The following is a 16,107-nucleotide window of genomic DNA, read 5'->3' as shown; positions in this document are numbered from 1 at the left end:
CCAATACATTCAGTGGCAATGCCAACTATTTGCATGGCTATAAACCAAGTTTAGTCTATTTGTCATAAAAGTCCGTTTCATGACAACTGACTGCACATATATTAAGCAAACTGTAATGTTTATGACATTCTCTATTTACGCGCCTCAATAGGCACATTCACAGAGAATAAACAAGATTGAACAACGCCATGCGAACGGGTAACATAGCCGCCTTTTTCTGCTAAGACGAGACAAACATGAATTTTTCCTTAGGTCAGCGCTGGATCAGTGATACTGAGTCAGATTTAGGATTAGGTACCATAGTGGCTTTGGAAGGCCGTCAGGTCACCATATTGTTCCCCGCCAGTGGAGAAAACCGCGTTTATTCAATGCAAGAAGCCCCTGTAACGCGTGTAGTCTTTAACCAAGGTGACGTCATTCGCCATGTTGAAGAGTGGGAACTCCAAGTAGAACACATTGAGCAACAAGGTGACCTGCTGTGTTATCACGGCACTCGTCTCGATACGTCAGAAAAAACCACGCTAAAAGAAACCTTTCTTGACCATTTTATTAAGTTTAATAAACCACAAGATAGACTATTTGCAGGTCAAGTTGACCGTTTTGATCGCTATACTCTGCGCTACCAAACATGGCAGCATCAATTTAATCGCCAGCAGTCACACCTCAAAGGTGTGGTTGGGCAACGTGCTAGCTTAATTCCACATCAATTATATATTGCTGATGAAGTAGGTAAGCGCTTTGCTCCTAGAGTGTTGCTCTCAGACGAAGTGGGCCTAGGTAAAACCATCGAAGCGGGCATGATTTTGCATCAACAAATTTTAACCGGTCGCGCTAATCGTGTACTGATAGTTGTGCCAGAGAACTTACAGCATCAATGGTTGGTTGAAATGTTACGCCGCTTTAATTTGCACTTCTCTATTTTTGATGAGGAGCGCTGTGATGAAGCGTTTGCCGACTCCCCTAATGTATTTGATACTGAGCAATTAGTACTAGTGAGCCTTGAATTTATTACTAAAAAACGCCGCTGGTTTGAACAAGCAACCTTAGCTGATTGGGATTTATTGGTCATTGATGAAGCCCATCACTTAACCATTACAAAAGAAAAACCAAGCACGGAATATTTACGCATGGCCGAACTGAGCCAAGATATTCCAGGACTTATTTTGTTAACCGCAACCCCGGATCAATTAGGTCATTACAGCCACTTTGCGCGTTTACAGTTACTCGACCCTGATAGATTCTATGACTATGACGCATTTGTTGAAGAAGAAAGCCGTTATCAACTCGTAGCCGATGCTGCCAACCAATTACTACAAGATGGGGCGCTGGATGAAAAAGGCCAGTCCATCTTAGTTGCGCTGTTAAAAGAGACTGATATTTCAACTTTACTCAATAACGCACAAAACGGTGATGAAGTAGCAAAACAAGAAATTCTATCCATGCTTTTAGACCGTCACGGTACAGGCAGAATTTTATTCCGTAACAGCCGCAGCGGCATTGAAGGCTACCCAAGCCGTAAGCTGCACAGCTACCCTATTGAATTACCTAAACAATATAAAACAGCCATGTCCGTATTAGGTAGTATGGGTGGTATTCAAAGCCCTGAAAAATCAGCACTACGTGCACTATTCCCTGAAAAAATCTTTCAAGAGTTTGAAGGAGAGGGCAGCGGTTGGACTGCATTTGACCCCCGAGTCGATTGGTTGATAGATACGTTAAAGTCTCTAAAGCATGAAAAGGTTTTATTGATCTGTGCACAAGCGCAAACAGCCATTAGCCTTGAGCAAATATTACGTGAACGCGAAGCCATCAAAGCCGCGGTGTTCCATGAAGGTATGTCGATTGTTGAGCGCGACCGTGCCGCTGCATTCTTTGCAGACGAATATAACAGTGCGCAAGTACTCTTGTGTTCAGAAATTGGTTCTGAGGGTCGCAACTTTCAGTTTTCACATCATTTAGTCTTGTTTGATTTACCTCTTAATCCTGACTTACTAGAGCAACGTATCGGTCGCCTTGACCGTATCGGTCAAAAATTTGATGTCAATATTCATGTGCCATACTTTGAAAATACTGCACAAGAAGTTTTACTGCGTTGGTATCAAGATGGCTTAGACGCCTTTGAAAGCACCAGCTCTACAGGTCAGCTACTGTACAAGGAGTTCTCTGAAGAATTGCTTGAGTTAATTAGCGAGCACAACTGTGACGAAGACAGTTTAGACCCTGTGCTAGAGCAAGCCGCTAAGCAAAACCAAGTGCTGCGCAGCCAAATGGAACAAGGCCGCGACCGATTGCTAGAGCTTCACTCCAGCGGCCAAGGACAAGCTGAGCGCTTGGTAAAAGAAATTGAACAACTTGACGATGATGTCATACTGCCTGCGTATATGATCAACGCATTTGATATTTTTGGTGTTAATCAAGAAGACAAAGGCGAAAACACCATTATTCTTAAACCGACTGAACACATGCTAAACCCGTCATTCCCGTGTTTAAAAGAAGAAGGTATTACCGTAACATTTGACCGAACTACGGCCCTTTCACAAGAAGACGCCCACTTTGTTAGTTGGGATCATCCAATGGTCCAAGGCACCATGGATATGATTTGCGATGATGACTTTGGCAGTGCATCAGTTGCGCTGTTAAAAAACAAAAAATTACCCGTTGGTACTTTCTTTGTTGAGCTAATATTTATTGCTGAAGCCTCAGCACCAAAAGCGTTGCAAGTAGGTCGTTTTTTACCGCCCACGCCAATTCGGATCCTACTTGATAAAGCCGGCAATAACTTGGCCGAAAATGTTGCATTTGATGCCTTTAACAACCAACTATCAGCTGTTGGTCGTCAAACAGCGAGTAAATTAGCCAATGCACTACAAAGTGCCATTCACCCGTTAATAACGACTGCGAATGACTTGGTAGCGAGCCAATTGAATACTATTCAAACGCAAGCTCAGCAAAAAATGTTGGACGTAATGGAAGATGAGCAAAGCAGACTGAGCGCACTCAAAGCAATCAACCCTAATATTCGTGATGAAGAAATTGCCGTATTTGATAAGCAACGCACTGAGCTAACCACTCACATTGCCAAAGCACAACTTAAGCTAGATGCAATTCGCCTCATAGTGGTTACGCACGAGTAATTCTATAAGCTCAGCAAAAGCCATTTTTTTGGTTTATGCTGAGCTACTTTTGTTGACCTACAGTGCCAAAAACAATAAGCATGACAGATAACGAGGTTAAGTTTGCTATTAAGCAAAACCTCGCTAGAATACGGCGCTCATATTAATTAAGGCCAAACCAGTGTTGTTAAACTATGCGCCACCGCGCGATCCGTATTTAGACATTCTGTATCAAGATGATCATATGTTGGTTATCAATAAGCCCAGTGGTTTACTCACCGTGCCGGGCAAAGATCCCAAACATGCAGATAGTGCAATTAATCGAGTCAATACCGTCTTTCCTAGCGCGCGAATTGTACATCGCCTGGATATGGCCACTTCTGGCGTATTGTGTTTAGCTATGTCAAAAGAGACCCATCGTTTTTTAAGTATTCAGTTTCAAGATAGGTTGACCAACAAACACTACATTGCCAGAGTGCATGGCAAGCTTGAGCAACCTTCAGGCTCTGTCGATTTACCTCTGACATGTGACTGGCCTAACCGTCCTAAACAAATGGTTTGTCATGAAACAGGGAAACCCTCACTTACCCATTTTGAAGTACTAAATTACGAAGATAAAGCAACACGCGTTAAGCTTACGCCAATAACTGGCCGCTCCCACCAGTTACGCATACACATGCTATCGCTTGGCCATGTAATATTAGGTGATAGGCTCTATGCTAAAGACGAGGCACTTACAGCAGCTTCTCGGTTGCAGCTGCATGCCGAAATGTTACAGATCTGCCACCCTTACACCGAGCAGTTAATGACATTCACAGCAAAAGTGCCATTTTAATGAGTATTAAATAAATAATCTGATATTGCGACAGATAAATAACTTAGTAACCAGGCAAAAGCTCCGCTATACCGTTACTCAACATGAGTCATTTAACTCGCTAAAATGATCAATATTTTAATCAAATTGGTATATCTTAAGTTTATAACGTGCCTGTATGGCACGCTATGTACTAAGCAAGATCTTTACCTATCCATACAACCTTACCAATGATCTCTAACTGCTCAAGTTCGTGTGGTTGTATATGCTGATCGACATATTCTTTATTGTCACTAATTAAACGTACTGAACCGTCTAAGTACTGCTGCAACCGTTTTGCATAGAGCTCTTCACCCAATCGAACCACATAAATTAGCCCTTCACTGAGTTTTTTATCTGATAAGTCAACCAAAATAGTGTTGTTGTTATGAATTGTTGGTTCCATAGAGTCGCCTTTAGCAAAAACAACAGCTAACTGACTTTTATCTAACCCTTTATAATCAATCCACTTTTTTCTAAAAGCCAAATGGCGTTCAATGCGCGCTGCACCGTTGAATGCACCATGCCCAGTACTCACTGAAATGTGGTAACCCGGTACTAAAATAAACTCTTCTTCAAATTCATCAACACTCACAACCCGCTGGCTCAATAATGGCGAATCACTGTTATGGTTAACCGACTCACCAACTCCTTTTACCAACCACATAAAATCAACATGTGCTTGCTCAGCAATTCGCTCAATAACACTCAATTTCGGATCTTCACCCTTCAATATTCTACGCAGAGTCCCTTCAGAGACACCTATTTTTGACGCAAACATGCGAATACTGTCTGGTTTAATCGCCTGTTCAACACGCGTAGAGAATGACGCAGAACCAGCGCTATTGCTCGCTATACTATCGCTATAGTTTTCAGACATATCAAAGTTTCCCTTATTTTTTAAGAGTAAAAAATTTCGCGTTTCATGACATTGGTCAAACAAAAAATAATGCAAAAGCTAAAATAACATTTGAAATGCGTAATTTTTAGATCTAGAATTTAAAAAAATACGCACAAACAACATTGAAAGTTCCCTTTCCATTCTAATTGATGCGTATTAAGTGCTGGATTATACATCAAGATATAACGTTTTTCACTGGAAAACAGTATTTTTGCGTAACAAATGAAGGAAAATATAAAATTATGCACTCAAACATTAGTACTCAAACAAATCGCACGCCCAAAGGGTCAGATATTCTAAAATTTGCACGTAAATGCAGAGGCTTTACTCAAGCAGAATCCGCTGCCAGTTACGGTATTGAAGAGCGTACACTTAGGCGCTGGGAAAACAATGAATATAACCCCCGATGGAACGATGTGATAGGCTTACTTGAAGATGTATACTTGATGGATGTAGCAAAAGTGATCGTCGGTATGACAGACTCTCAAGTATCAAGATAACCACCTTGATACGAAGTAAAACTCGGTACTAACCAATGCATCAATTGATATATGACATGATGAATAATCCTCTTGAGCATACCCCTTGTGCTTGTGCTACGCTTGCTCGTTATCTAGACCGAGCAGCTCTTAACCACTGGAATGACATGGTCATCATACCTGTGCTTTATACCCGCTGCGATTTACCGCCCAATTGCAACCAGCGGGCACTTTATTAAAAAATATAGCCAAATACCATGATAAAATATCGGGCTGTTAACCTTACCCCAGTAAACATTGTTTTTGTCGCAAGCGACTCGCTACCTTGCTTTGAATGTCTAATACTCAGTTAACCAATAATAAGCAACAAATAATCACATATGAAAAATACTCTTTTAAATTCATTCGCCTCTTTATGTTTGTTCTCTAGTTTCGCATACGGACAAACTACCGTGCTCAATGCCGCCGCCTATATTGATGTAGAGTCAGGGAAGAGGATCACTAATCCAAGCCTGTTTATAGAAGATAACCGCATTATCAATATCGCTCAGCAAGGACAACTCGATGTGCCCAGTGATGCAATCGTCATTAATCTCGAAGGTAAAACACTCTTACCGGGATTAATGGATATGCACGTACACTTGACGAGCGACCCCGCCGATAATTTTTTGGCTGCAAAGAATTATTCTATACCTAGAAAAACAATCAAAGCAGTTAAAAATGCAAAAACCACTTTAATGGCAGGCTTTACGACTATTCGTAATTTAAGTGCACCTGGTTATAGCGTTATCGCAACGCGTGATGCAATCAATGCAGGTGAAGTAATCGGTCCTCGAATTTGGAGTGCCGGCTACGCAATTTCAATTACAGGAGGGCATTGTGATGATAACTTTAGCGCCCCTGAGAAAAAGTCAGTGGCAGGTGGCGTTGCAGATGGCCCTTGGGCTGTAAGGGCAAAAGTGCGTGAAAATATAAAATATGGTGCCAATACGATTAAAATATGTGCCACTGGTGGCGTATTCTCCAAAGGGACTAAAGTCGGGGTTCAACAATTTAGTGAACAAGAGCTAAAAGCAGCAGCTGAAGAAGCACACCTAAGAGGGCTTATCATTGCCGCGCATGCTCATGGTACCAATGGCATTAAGGCTGCTATTCGTGCCGGCATAGATAGCATCGAACATTGTAGCTTTATGGATGATGAAGCCATTGAGCTGGCAAAACAACATGGTACTTATCTATCGTGTGATATCTACAATACCGAATATACGCTCGCCTTCGGTGAAGCCAATGGCGTGCCTGAAGAAAACATAAATAAAGAAAAGCTCGTTTCAAAAGCACAACGTGAAAGCTTTCGCCAAGCCGTCAAAGCTGGTTTAAACATGGTGTTTGGCTCTGATGCTGCAATTTACCCACACGGTGACAACGCTAAGCAATTCTCACGTATGGTCAAATTTGGTATGACACCGCTGCAAGCAATACAGTCAGCAACTATAAATAGCGCTGCATTACTAAAGCAACCTGAGCTGGGGAAAATCAAGACCGGCTACTTGGCTGATATCATCGCGGTAGATGATAACCCACTAACAAACATTTCTACATTAGAGCAGATCAGTTTTGTGATGAAAGACGGTAAGGTTTATAAAAACCATTAATTACAAAAAGCCCGCAGCAGCGGGCTTTAGCTTTAATAGTTTGAATTAGTTACAAACACCTAAATCTGTCCACACTTTCCAATTATTACCAATATTAGAGTTTTGTGCCGGATTCTTATTTTTATGCCACCAGTTATTTTGGTATTTTTTACCCTGATAAGATACTAACGTACCTTTAGAGCGATATGTCTTAGCAGCAGACCAAGCTTCAACACCTTGACACTCACTGCCAACATTACCTTCTGTTACTGCGATAGTTTTAGTCGTAATAGCTGTTGCTGAACTATTGTCCGTTACCTCAAGTGATACTTGATAACTACCAGCTTGAGCAAACTGATGCGAAATTATTTTGCCTACATATGCTTGCCCATTGATACGCCATTCATAAGCGCTGATCTGACCATCTGAGTCACTGCTATTACTGGCATCAAACTGACAGCTTAAAACATCGCATGAAACACTAAATGCAGCCTGTGGTAATTGGTTTTGAACGTCTCCACCACACCCATTTGCAGTTAGATAATCAGAGGCTGCTTTAGCTTGTACCAAACCATAGCCAAACTTGTGATCACGCCCCGCATCCCCTAAATCTATCGCTGTTGCATTCAGTGCTTGGCGAATTTCAACATTGCTACATTGATTGTGGTTGCTCCAAACAAGCGCAGCAACACCTGCAACATGAGGGCTTGCCATTGAGGTGCCTGACTTTTTATCATAATCAGAAATCGCTTCCAACTGTACATTAACCTGCTGACCCAATAGTCCTTTTAATGTAGCACCATCTTGCCCTGACATACCTAACACCGGAATTGTCACACCATGGTTTTCATCATCACCAAGCGTACCTGAAAAAGTTGTTGCCGCATTATTATATATAACCGCTGCGATACCACCGCCCGCTTGACAATTTTTTGCCTTTTCAGCAAATGTTGCGCCTCCGCGTTCAATTAAACAAATACTGGCCGGTGCTGTACATTGCGCAAGCCCTTGCTCGCAGTCTACAAGTGATGCTGTTACGTTACCTTCAACCGAATGAGTCATGCCTGAAGCTTCAAAGGCTTGATTCGATACACTCACGTTCGCGACAACACCAGTTCCTCTTGGAACGGTCGATAGTACATCCGTACCCGGTCCAGCAATTTCAACTTGTGCATTATATTGTGATGAATCGTTTTTCTGACGTTGCTCATTAATATTCGCAACCGACATAACACTGTCGTAACTGGCGGGGTAACTTAGCGAACTATCGCCATCATTACCTGCTGCTGCAATTACTAATACACCTTGGTCATAAGCTAAGTTCAAGCGCTCTTCTAAATATTGGCTTTTACCAGCTCCACCCAGACTCATATTGATAACATTCGCACCATTTTCGACACAGTTGTCAACAGCTCGACCTATTCTCGAGTTATAGCCTTGCTTACCATTATCATCGAATACACGTACCGCATGAATGGCCACTTTATCACTGGGTAATACACCAAGTACGCCTTGGCTATTGTTGAGCGCTGCAATGCTACCTGCCACATGTGTGCCATGTCCTGAGCCATCGCGATACCACACACCGACTGCTGCATCGGCAAAACCGGTCGCATTTTGCGGTAAATCTGGGTGACCGAGATCGTAACCTGAATCGATAATACATACTTTCATTAGGTCAGCATTGCTATCAGCAACCAAATTAGCCTGTACCTGAGCAATACCGTAGGGACTGACCTGAGTATTAGAGAATAACTGGTATTCAAAATCCTCTTCGATGTACTCAAATTGGCCTGAGCGCTTGAGCATTGAAGCTTGCTCATCGGTTAAGCTCACGGTTGAAATTTCTTCACTTAATGTCGCTGACAAAGTCTGTAACTTGTTGCTTTGTAGGACGCTTTGAACTTGGTTTGCACGCATCCCATCCAAGAGCATATATGCTTTTAAGTTATTTTGTTTGATGATGTATGTTTTAGCCTCACTTGCCATGGCTGACATGCTGCTTGCGGTAAGTAACGATACGGCTAATGCGCTAAGGGCAAATTTTTGATTCATTATTATTTTTATCCTAAATGGCTTTTATTATTTTTTGTGTACACCATCCACTGTGCAAAATAGCTCCTGTGATAAATCGTTTTTTATGATGAAACCAACCTAATAGAGGTACAAACTATACAAATAAATTACAGAATGCAATATAAAATTAACTAAAATAAAACGAAAAATTATTTAATGCGAAACAAAAAATGAGTTTTGATACTGTAAATGAAAAGTAATAAACACGCTTGCCATACTTGATCCATATAAATCCGATATAGCGCAATACTCAATTTGATAAAAACTTTAATCGTAACCTTGCTAATGGGAGAGCAAACGAGATTACAATAAGAAATCACGAGCAATAGTGGTATTAATTTAGGCTCAGTCAAAATACTTCTATTCTTTTGTGGTTTTTTCTGCAACCATTTCGAGTAGCTAAAAAAACACTGAGAACACAATGAAGGAAAAAATTGAAACACACTTTGAAAAGCTAATATTTTCGGGACGATGGCTTTTAGCCCCGCTTTTCTTCGGCTTATTCGTGGCTGTATTGCTGTTGTTAGTCAAGTTTTTTAAATTATTGGGTGTAATGGTGGTCAATACACTGAATGCCACTAATGGGCAAATGTTAATTAACATTTTAACTTTGGTCGATACGGCTTTATTAGCAGGGCTATTATTGATCATCATATTCAGTGGTTATGAAACCTTCGTATCAAAATTAAATGTAGAGCAACATGAAGATCGCCCTTTATGGATGGGAAAAATAGGCTTCTCAGGACTAAAAATAAAGTTAATAAGCGCCATTGTTGCAATATCAACAATAGAGCTATTTAAAGTATTTCTTGATTGGCGCAACTTCACTGAAGAGCAACTATTTTGGAAAGTCGCAATACATATGACATTTGTTGCTTCAAGCATACTATTTTCGATTACAGACTATATCAATAGTAAAACACAGCACCATTGATCAAAACCGCAAGTGAGTATTAAAATATACTGCTTGCGGCACTTATCCCATGCCCATGTCTTAACTTCGCCCTTTTATATTTTTGTTAAGACAATAATTTACTTGTATTGCAACCTTGCTTGCTTATACCGCATTTGCTAATACTAATGCATAGCCATTAAGAAGTACGCAGTTAATGACATCAACAGCGCATGCAAACCCATTTTCATATTCCTTAGATATCTATCACACGCTTGGCTACATACATGTCGTGGCCAAAGGATGCGGCTCCAAAGATGACATTGCGAACATGTACCAAACGATCAAAAAAACAGCAGACACAACAAAGCTCAACAAACTGTTGCTAAATGTGACTGAATTAACGTTGGGATATAGCGGCAGTGACGTGCTCAAAGTGCTTAACGTTATTAAGCAGCTTTTTAGTCATATGTATATAGCCAGAGTGGTAGACCCTGCCGACTTCAAAAGTGATTTGATAGAAACTTTTGCTCAAAAACACACGATGAATATCAAGAGTTTTTTCAATGAAAACGTAGCCTATGATTGGCTCGTCAACAAACCTTAAGCCCATTTGGATAACCATGCAAGTTTACAAATACTTTACATAAAAAGTATTTGTTCCTATGCTTAACGCTTAATGGACATCGTACAACCTTCACCCAATTGAGGTGTGAAAGGAACTCGACTAAGGTAAACATCTATGTCTTATGCGTCAACGCAGCAATTGTCTTCTAGATTAACATCCATCGATATTTTAAGAGGACTTATCATCGTATTGATGGCCCTTGATCATACTCGAGGTTTTTGGGGCGTTACGCTATTTTCGCCAACAGATCTAGAATACACCCATTGGACATGGTTTTTCACCCGCTGGATCACCCATTTTTGCGCCCCACTTTTTGTATTTTTAACGGGCATAAGTGCTTTTTTATATGGTCAAAAAGTGCAAAATAAAACCAAATTATGTCACTTTCTATTAAGCCGAGGCGTTTGGCTTATTTTATTAGAAGTGTTAGTGATAACACCAAGCTGGCAAGGACACTACGACACTATCATATTACAAGTTATTTGGGTCATAGGCTGGTCAATGGTGTTGTTATCTGCACTTATTTACTTGCAGCCAAAATGGATACTCACCTTAACTGTGCCTATTTTGCTTATACACAACGCATTTGATGATATAGAAATGACACAAACACTAGTCAATTTTGAGTGGCTTTGGACACTTTTACACAGCCCTGGCGCGATTAACTTATACAACAATACACTTAATATCTACGTTGCGTATCCGTTAATCCCATGGTTTAGTGTGATGGCACTTGGTTATGTATTAGGTCAAGCTTACTTATGGCCACAAACAATACGAATAAAATACCTTACTCGATTGGGTTTGTGCTTTACCATGGTTTTTATTTTACTAAGAGTATCGAATATTTACGGCGACCCCACTCTTTTTAATCCACAAGATAGTGCCATTACATCCATACTCTCATTTTTAGATACTCACAAATACCCCCCTTCTCTACAATACTTACTAATGACGCTTGGTCCTGGTTTAGTACTATTGGCACAACTGGAAAAAATGACTGATAAGGCGCGTTTATACCCAACTCTAGCATGGCTTAAAGTCTTTGGTGCCGTGCCCTTATTCTTTTATTTAATTCATGTTCCTATCATAAATGGTTGTGCTCAACTATATACTTGGCTCAAATACGGTGAGCCCATCAATATGTTTTTTGATTCATCAAAATTACCACCAAACTATGAGGCTAGTTTAATTTTGACTGTAGCAGTGTGGTTGATACTGCTTATTGCTTTGTATGTACCCTGTAAACGTTATGCTCAGTTAAAACGCAGCTCTAAAAGCGTTCTTTTAAGTTATTTATAAACCTTACAATAGTAAAAATAGAATAACCCAAAAATGAACGTAGTACTTATCGTACAGAAGTAACCAAAAGAGACCAATAGTAAAATATTTGTAATATTAATTTAATTCAATTAGTGTTTCCCGAACAAACATTCAATGAATGTTTATTTATAGAAAAATAACTAACACGGGAAAATACATGAAAAAAATGAGTCTTTGCCTACTGATGGCATTTGCAACTTCAACCAATAGCATTGCTTTTACTCAACTTGGCGGCAGCGGTACTATTCCAATGGGTCATGAATGGCTAACTCGCACGGCAGCATTAGAAATATTAGATGCCGAGCACATAATTGCGCCAGATCCGAACGACCCTCGCCCAACATGGCAAAATGGTTTAGCTAAAAATATCGATTTAAGCACTGCCTATACAGAAATTGAACGCATTAGCGCATATACCAATAACAATATTCACTATCAACCACGCTTTGATAACATTTACGCCGCAATTGTAGGTGAGCGCTGGGTTGATATAGCTGGATTCAACGTTTCAAGTGCCAGCACAGATCCAACCGGACCAAATTGTTTTAGCGCAATTTCACAAGAACCCGCAGATTTACAACAAGATCACTTTATGCGTCGCTATGATGACGTAGCAGGTCAAGGTGGAGTAGACGCAGCTCGCCGAGGCCAGCAGCGCTTTATTACACACTTTGTTAATGCAGCTATGGCGCAAAATAAACGTATTAAAGTGTGGGATGGGGGGGGTTATTCAGCGCAAGCTGAAGTGGATCACAACTACTTTTTATTTGGCCGAGCAGTTCATTTATTCCAAGACTCCTTTAGCCCAGAACATACTGTAAGGTTACCAAATGATAACTTTGAAAAAATCTGGCAAGTTAAAGCATACTTATGCTCTGAAGGTGCAGAACAGCATAGCCACGATACCAAGGACGTACTTAACTTCAGTAGTGGTGATGTGATTTGGCATGAAGATACTCGATTAGATTCAACGTGGAATAGTTATAAGCCTAGTAGCATGAAGCCCGTTGCATTAGTGGCATTAGAAGCGAGTAAAGATCTTTGGGCAGCATTTATTCGCACTATGGCGGTTCACCCAGAGCAAAGAGAACAAGTAGCGCGCCAAGAAGCACAGACATTGGTTGATAACTGGCTTTCATTTGATGAACAAGTCATGCTCAATTGGTATGATAATCAACAACGTCGCGATCATACTTACGTGTTAGCTCCCAACGAAACAGGCTTAGGTAAAACATTAGCAGAGTGTATGTTGGCACTAAATGTAGGTACTGATAATCAACTTGAGCGCGTAGCACAATTAGATGCAGAACGACGCCAGTGTTTATACAACATAGAAGCAGAACCTGGTTACGAAGACTTGCACGACTCACATATGAGTATGCCATATAACTGGCGTTGGAAATCACTCACATGGAAAATCCCACCAAATGACTGGCAAGCGCCAAAGCAATCTGCAGACATCGGTCAAATCATTACCGTAAAGTCGGCCTTAAATACTCAACCAGTAAAAGCCGAAGATGGCTTATACAATGACGCAAAACTAGTCGCTCATTCAGGTGATGCCACAGAGTTTATTAAAGTACCGACTCAAGACGGGGCGTTTTATTTAAGGAGTAAACTAAACGCAAACTTATTCTTTGGCTACAGTACTCGCTCATCTGGATATGCCAAATTAGTAAACTCACCGGATAAAGCAACCTATCAATTCATTTACCAAGGTGGCGTTTGGAATATAAAAAACATCTACTGGCAGCAATATATGTGGCTCAATAATGATACCAATGGTATTCATTTAAACCGCCATGGTGATGCAAATAGCACATCAGCAAAGTGGATTATTGAATAACCTTTTTTGGGGTCAACGAAAACACGTTGACCCTGCCTAGCTGCCATTTATTTACCGCTCATTAAGCAACCAACATATTTAGAGATATTGTCGGTATCGATAACTGAAAGGGGCAACAAGTTATGCTTAGTCAATGTTAACAACTGTTGCTTATTTACAGCTAACTCTAACCTTTCATCAAATAACTCTATTAGGGTTGCCCTATTAAAGCCTACTTGCTGCTCAGTCAAAGAAGCTTTTTCACTTTCAATAACTTTCTTAATCACCTCTTTTGCAGATGATCGCTGCGATTCACTAAGCGAAATGTGACTGCCTATGATAAATGAGGCAAGCCTTTGTCGAGCCAATTTAATTCCTTTATCATGGCACTTCGTGCCCGATACAGGCAGCACTTGAAGAAAGTCAAACATATCTTGATTAATAATACTAAGCTGCACACTACTCATTATCCGCTGGCAAACATCTTTGTCTGGCTTTACGTTACACTGAGTCAATATAAATCGCTCCTGTTCCTGTCGAATTGACTCTATTAGTTTATCTAGCTTCACTTTTACATTTTCTACTGAGCTCGGTAGTAACGACTCCTCACGAGTTAAAAGGTGCGTTAACTTTAACAGTTCTCTGGTAATGTTGACTAATGAAGATCTGAACCAATTATATCGCTGAGCTTGCTCAAATTGCTTATATGCTTTTATAAATACCGAGGCTATATTTGTTGCAGTTGCTTTAGACTCATATTTTAAAAGTGAAAAGTCCAACGGTAACGCTTCATCTAAATCGCCACGATAACCTAATTGAGTGAGTAAGTTGCGCCCATGTGAAATCACTTTTAATATTTGCTCAGCTGTGAGCGACTTAGGACACTTGTGTTTAGAATTATCACATTTAGTATCATTAATAGCCTGCTTTAAAGTATTTTCAAAGATATGCGCAGCAATCTCAAATTGATCAAGTAATAGTTGCTCGCCAGTTTTGGAGTATTGAGCCATTGAAGAGATAGGCGCTCTTAAATTATCAAGTGCTGTTGCTTGGTAGTAAGCCTGCGTTAGCTTACTTATATCACCTTCTAATTGTTCAGCGCTCTTTGGTTCGCTACCTGAGAGCTCACTTAATAACTCATTTAAGGTTTGTGATTTATCTAAAGTACGAGGCGAAAAACCAGATTGCACCTGCAATGTCATATATGTGTTATCACGATAATCTTTATAGCCATATAAATACTGATCACTTGGCTCAGAGCAAGGATTATAATCGTATTGCTTTTTAACCTTATTCTTTTCAATCACCTGGTGCTTGCTTAATTTAACATCGTCTTGTGAACAGCCCTTAACAAGCCGCCCCGTTAAACTATCAAATTTAAGTTCATCCCATATTTGTTTTTCTTGTTCTAACTCAACTGTTTTTTTCTTAACAAACGCAAAGTTACCTGCTGATATAGTGGGAAATGGATAACCCTTATCTGCACCATCCGGCATCATTGTAAAGGTATATTTAAATACGACATCATCACCCCCACCACTGAGTAAACTAGAACCTAAGCCATCTAGCACAGATAGTACATCACTTGCTGGCGCAAATTTTTGTTTTCCTATCTCAGCTAGTTTAGTTAATAAAGCCTTTTGTTCTTCTGTCATGTTATCTAGTTCAATAATAGCGAGTTGAACAATAAGCGGCCCACCTTGATATTCAATTGGCCCATATACAGGTAAGTACGAGAAATTTAAATATTGCTTAGCTTTTACTCCGTTAGAAAAGTAAATAACTCTGCCTTTGGTATCTGTACTTGGGCCAAATTCTAAACCACAGCCTTTAATACCTTGCTCACACACATTAGCAATCACGGTAACTTCAGCATTAGATGCCACTGCACGCACTCTTTCCATCAATGAGCGAGACTCGGTGGCATCTTGAATAAACGCTTGCATCAGATGCACTGATATTGACTCACCTTTTCTAATCGCAGGCACATCTGCATACTTACGGTGTAGCGATTCATAGCAATTGCGTGTATAGCCATCACGAGTTTGCAATGACTGCTGGTGTAACTTCATGCTACAAACTTCTTTATTTGTCGATGCGGTTGTAAGCCCATTAACAGTGCGCACATAATCAATCTCTCCTTCGTCGATTGTTTTACATGAACTTAAAACCGTAACAAAGATCAGCAAGGTAACTCTACAAAACGGGTAAAACATTTCAAAATATCCTTATTTGAGCAGCCGTATTCAAGCACCACTGTGTGTAATAAACAAACTCATAGGTAGGTGTTTTTTTAACCAATAATTGTGCTTTAGTCAACTCTGTGACTTCTTAAATGCGCAAAATCAATTAACCTAAATTTAACCAAAAAATCAACCGATGCAAT

Annotated in this window: 11 protein-coding genes; 8 read left to right on the top strand and 3 right to left on the bottom strand. The window is 40.3% G+C overall.

Annotated features, from left to right (window positions below; translation table 11 throughout):
• Window positions 1-236 precede the first annotated feature (236 nt).
• A complete protein-coding gene (gene rapA / locus OCI93_RS00405; RefSeq protein WP_261625546.1) occupies window positions 237-3,134 on the top strand; it encodes an RNA polymerase-associated protein RapA in 2,898 nt (965 codons plus the stop codon).
• Window positions 3,135-3,294: 160 nt separating this feature from the next.
• Entirely contained in the window at window positions 3,295-3,948 is a 654-nt protein-coding gene (rluA, locus tag OCI93_RS00400) for a bifunctional tRNA pseudouridine(32) synthase/23S rRNA pseudouridine(746) synthase RluA (RefSeq protein ID WP_261592508.1), read from the top strand.
• Window positions 3,949-4,120: 172 nt separating this feature from the next.
• On the opposite strand, the gene OCI93_RS00395 is transcribed toward rluA, so the two are convergent.
• Window positions 4,121-4,846: an XRE family transcriptional regulator gene (locus OCI93_RS00395; RefSeq protein WP_261592509.1), complete on the bottom strand. Its 726-nt coding sequence runs from the start codon at window positions 4,844-4,846 to the stop codon at window positions 4,121-4,123.
• Window positions 4,847-5,109: 263 nt separating this feature from the next.
• Here OCI93_RS00395 and OCI93_RS00390 point away from each other — a divergent pair, with 263 nt between their 5' ends.
• Together OCI93_RS00390 and OCI93_RS00385 are read left to right on the top strand one after the other, a co-directional pair.
• On the top strand, window positions 5,110-5,367 hold the full coding sequence (locus OCI93_RS00390) for a helix-turn-helix domain-containing protein (RefSeq protein ID WP_261592510.1): 258 nt from the start codon (window positions 5,110-5,112) through the stop codon (window positions 5,365-5,367).
• Between the two features lie 359 nt (window positions 5,368-5,726).
• Complete coding sequence (locus OCI93_RS00385) at window positions 5,727-6,998, top strand: Xaa-Pro dipeptidase (RefSeq protein WP_261592511.1); 1,272 nt, start codon at window positions 5,727-5,729, stop codon at window positions 6,996-6,998.
• 45 nt (window positions 6,999-7,043) lie between these two features.
• Here OCI93_RS00385 and OCI93_RS00380 read toward each other — a convergent pair whose 3' ends face one another.
• The gene (locus OCI93_RS00380) at window positions 7,044-9,032 is read right to left on the bottom strand and encodes a S8 family serine peptidase (RefSeq protein WP_261625545.1); all 1,989 of its coding nucleotides are present in this window, start codon (window positions 9,030-9,032) and stop codon (window positions 7,044-7,046) included.
• A gap of 442 nt (window positions 9,033-9,474) precedes the next feature.
• Between OCI93_RS00380 and OCI93_RS00375 the strand changes: the two genes are divergently transcribed.
• From OCI93_RS00375 to OCI93_RS00360, 4 genes are all read left to right on the top strand, one after another.
• Window positions 9,475-9,987, top strand: coding sequence for a TIGR00645 family protein (locus tag OCI93_RS00375; protein WP_261592513.1), 513 nt, complete (start codon window positions 9,475-9,477; stop codon window positions 9,985-9,987).
• 175 nt (window positions 9,988-10,162) lie between these two features.
• Window positions 10,163-10,552, top strand: coding sequence for a hypothetical protein (locus OCI93_RS00370; protein WP_261592514.1), 390 nt, complete (start codon window positions 10,163-10,165; stop codon window positions 10,550-10,552).
• 135 nt (window positions 10,553-10,687) lie between these two features.
• Window positions 10,688-11,875 (top strand): acetyltransferase domain-containing protein, encoded by a 1,188-nt coding sequence (locus tag OCI93_RS00365; protein ID WP_261625544.1) that lies wholly within the window; start codon window positions 10,688-10,690, stop codon window positions 11,873-11,875.
• Between the two features lie 178 nt (window positions 11,876-12,053).
• Window positions 12,054-13,742, top strand: coding sequence for a hemolysin D (locus OCI93_RS00360; RefSeq protein ID WP_261625543.1), 1,689 nt, complete (start codon window positions 12,054-12,056; stop codon window positions 13,740-13,742).
• A 47-nt stretch (window positions 13,743-13,789) separates the two neighbouring features.
• Here the strand turns inward: OCI93_RS00360 and OCI93_RS00355 are convergent, their stop codons facing one another.
• On the bottom strand, window positions 13,790-15,937 hold the full coding sequence (locus OCI93_RS00355; protein ID WP_261625542.1) for a hypothetical protein: 2,148 nt from the start codon (window positions 15,935-15,937) through the stop codon (window positions 13,790-13,792).
• Between the last annotated feature and the right edge of the window lie 170 nt (window positions 15,938-16,107).

It is taken from the genome of Pseudoalteromonas holothuriae (genome assembly GCF_945859825.1).
GTDB lineage: Bacteria > Pseudomonadota > Gammaproteobacteria > Enterobacterales > Alteromonadaceae > Pseudoalteromonas > Pseudoalteromonas holothuriae.
Note: the sequence above shows the minus strand (reverse complement) of the source record. Positions and strands in the feature narration are given on the sequence as shown.

Excerpts from the sequence above, each read along its gene's own strand:
- OCI93_RS00360 (WP_261625543.1), top strand. The coding sequence starts at position 12,054 with ATGAAAAAAATGAGTCTTTGCCTACTGATGGCATTTGCAACTTCAACC.
- OCI93_RS00365 (WP_261625544.1), top strand. The coding sequence starts at position 10,688 with ATGTCTTATGCGTCAACGCAGCAATTGTCTTCTAGATTAACATCCATC.
- OCI93_RS00375 (WP_261592513.1), top strand. The coding sequence starts at position 9,475 with ATGAAGGAAAAAATTGAAACACACTTTGAAAAGCTAATATTTTCGGGA.
- OCI93_RS00390 (WP_261592510.1), top strand. The coding sequence starts at position 5,110 with ATGCACTCAAACATTAGTACTCAAACAAATCGCACGCCCAAAGGGTCA.
- OCI93_RS00380 (WP_261625545.1), bottom strand. The coding sequence starts at position 9,032 with ATGAATCAAAAATTTGCCCTTAGCGCATTAGCCGTATCGTTACTTACC.
- OCI93_RS00370 (WP_261592514.1), top strand. The coding sequence starts at position 10,163 with ATGACATCAACAGCGCATGCAAACCCATTTTCATATTCCTTAGATATC.
- rapA (WP_261625546.1), top strand. The coding sequence starts at position 237 with ATGAATTTTTCCTTAGGTCAGCGCTGGATCAGTGATACTGAGTCAGAT.
- OCI93_RS00355 (WP_261625542.1), bottom strand. The coding sequence starts at position 15,937 with ATGTTTTACCCGTTTTGTAGAGTTACCTTGCTGATCTTTGTTACGGTT.
- OCI93_RS00395 (WP_261592509.1), bottom strand. The coding sequence starts at position 4,846 with ATGTCTGAAAACTATAGCGATAGTATAGCGAGCAATAGCGCTGGTTCT.
- OCI93_RS00385 (WP_261592511.1), top strand. The coding sequence starts at position 5,727 with ATGAAAAATACTCTTTTAAATTCATTCGCCTCTTTATGTTTGTTCTCT.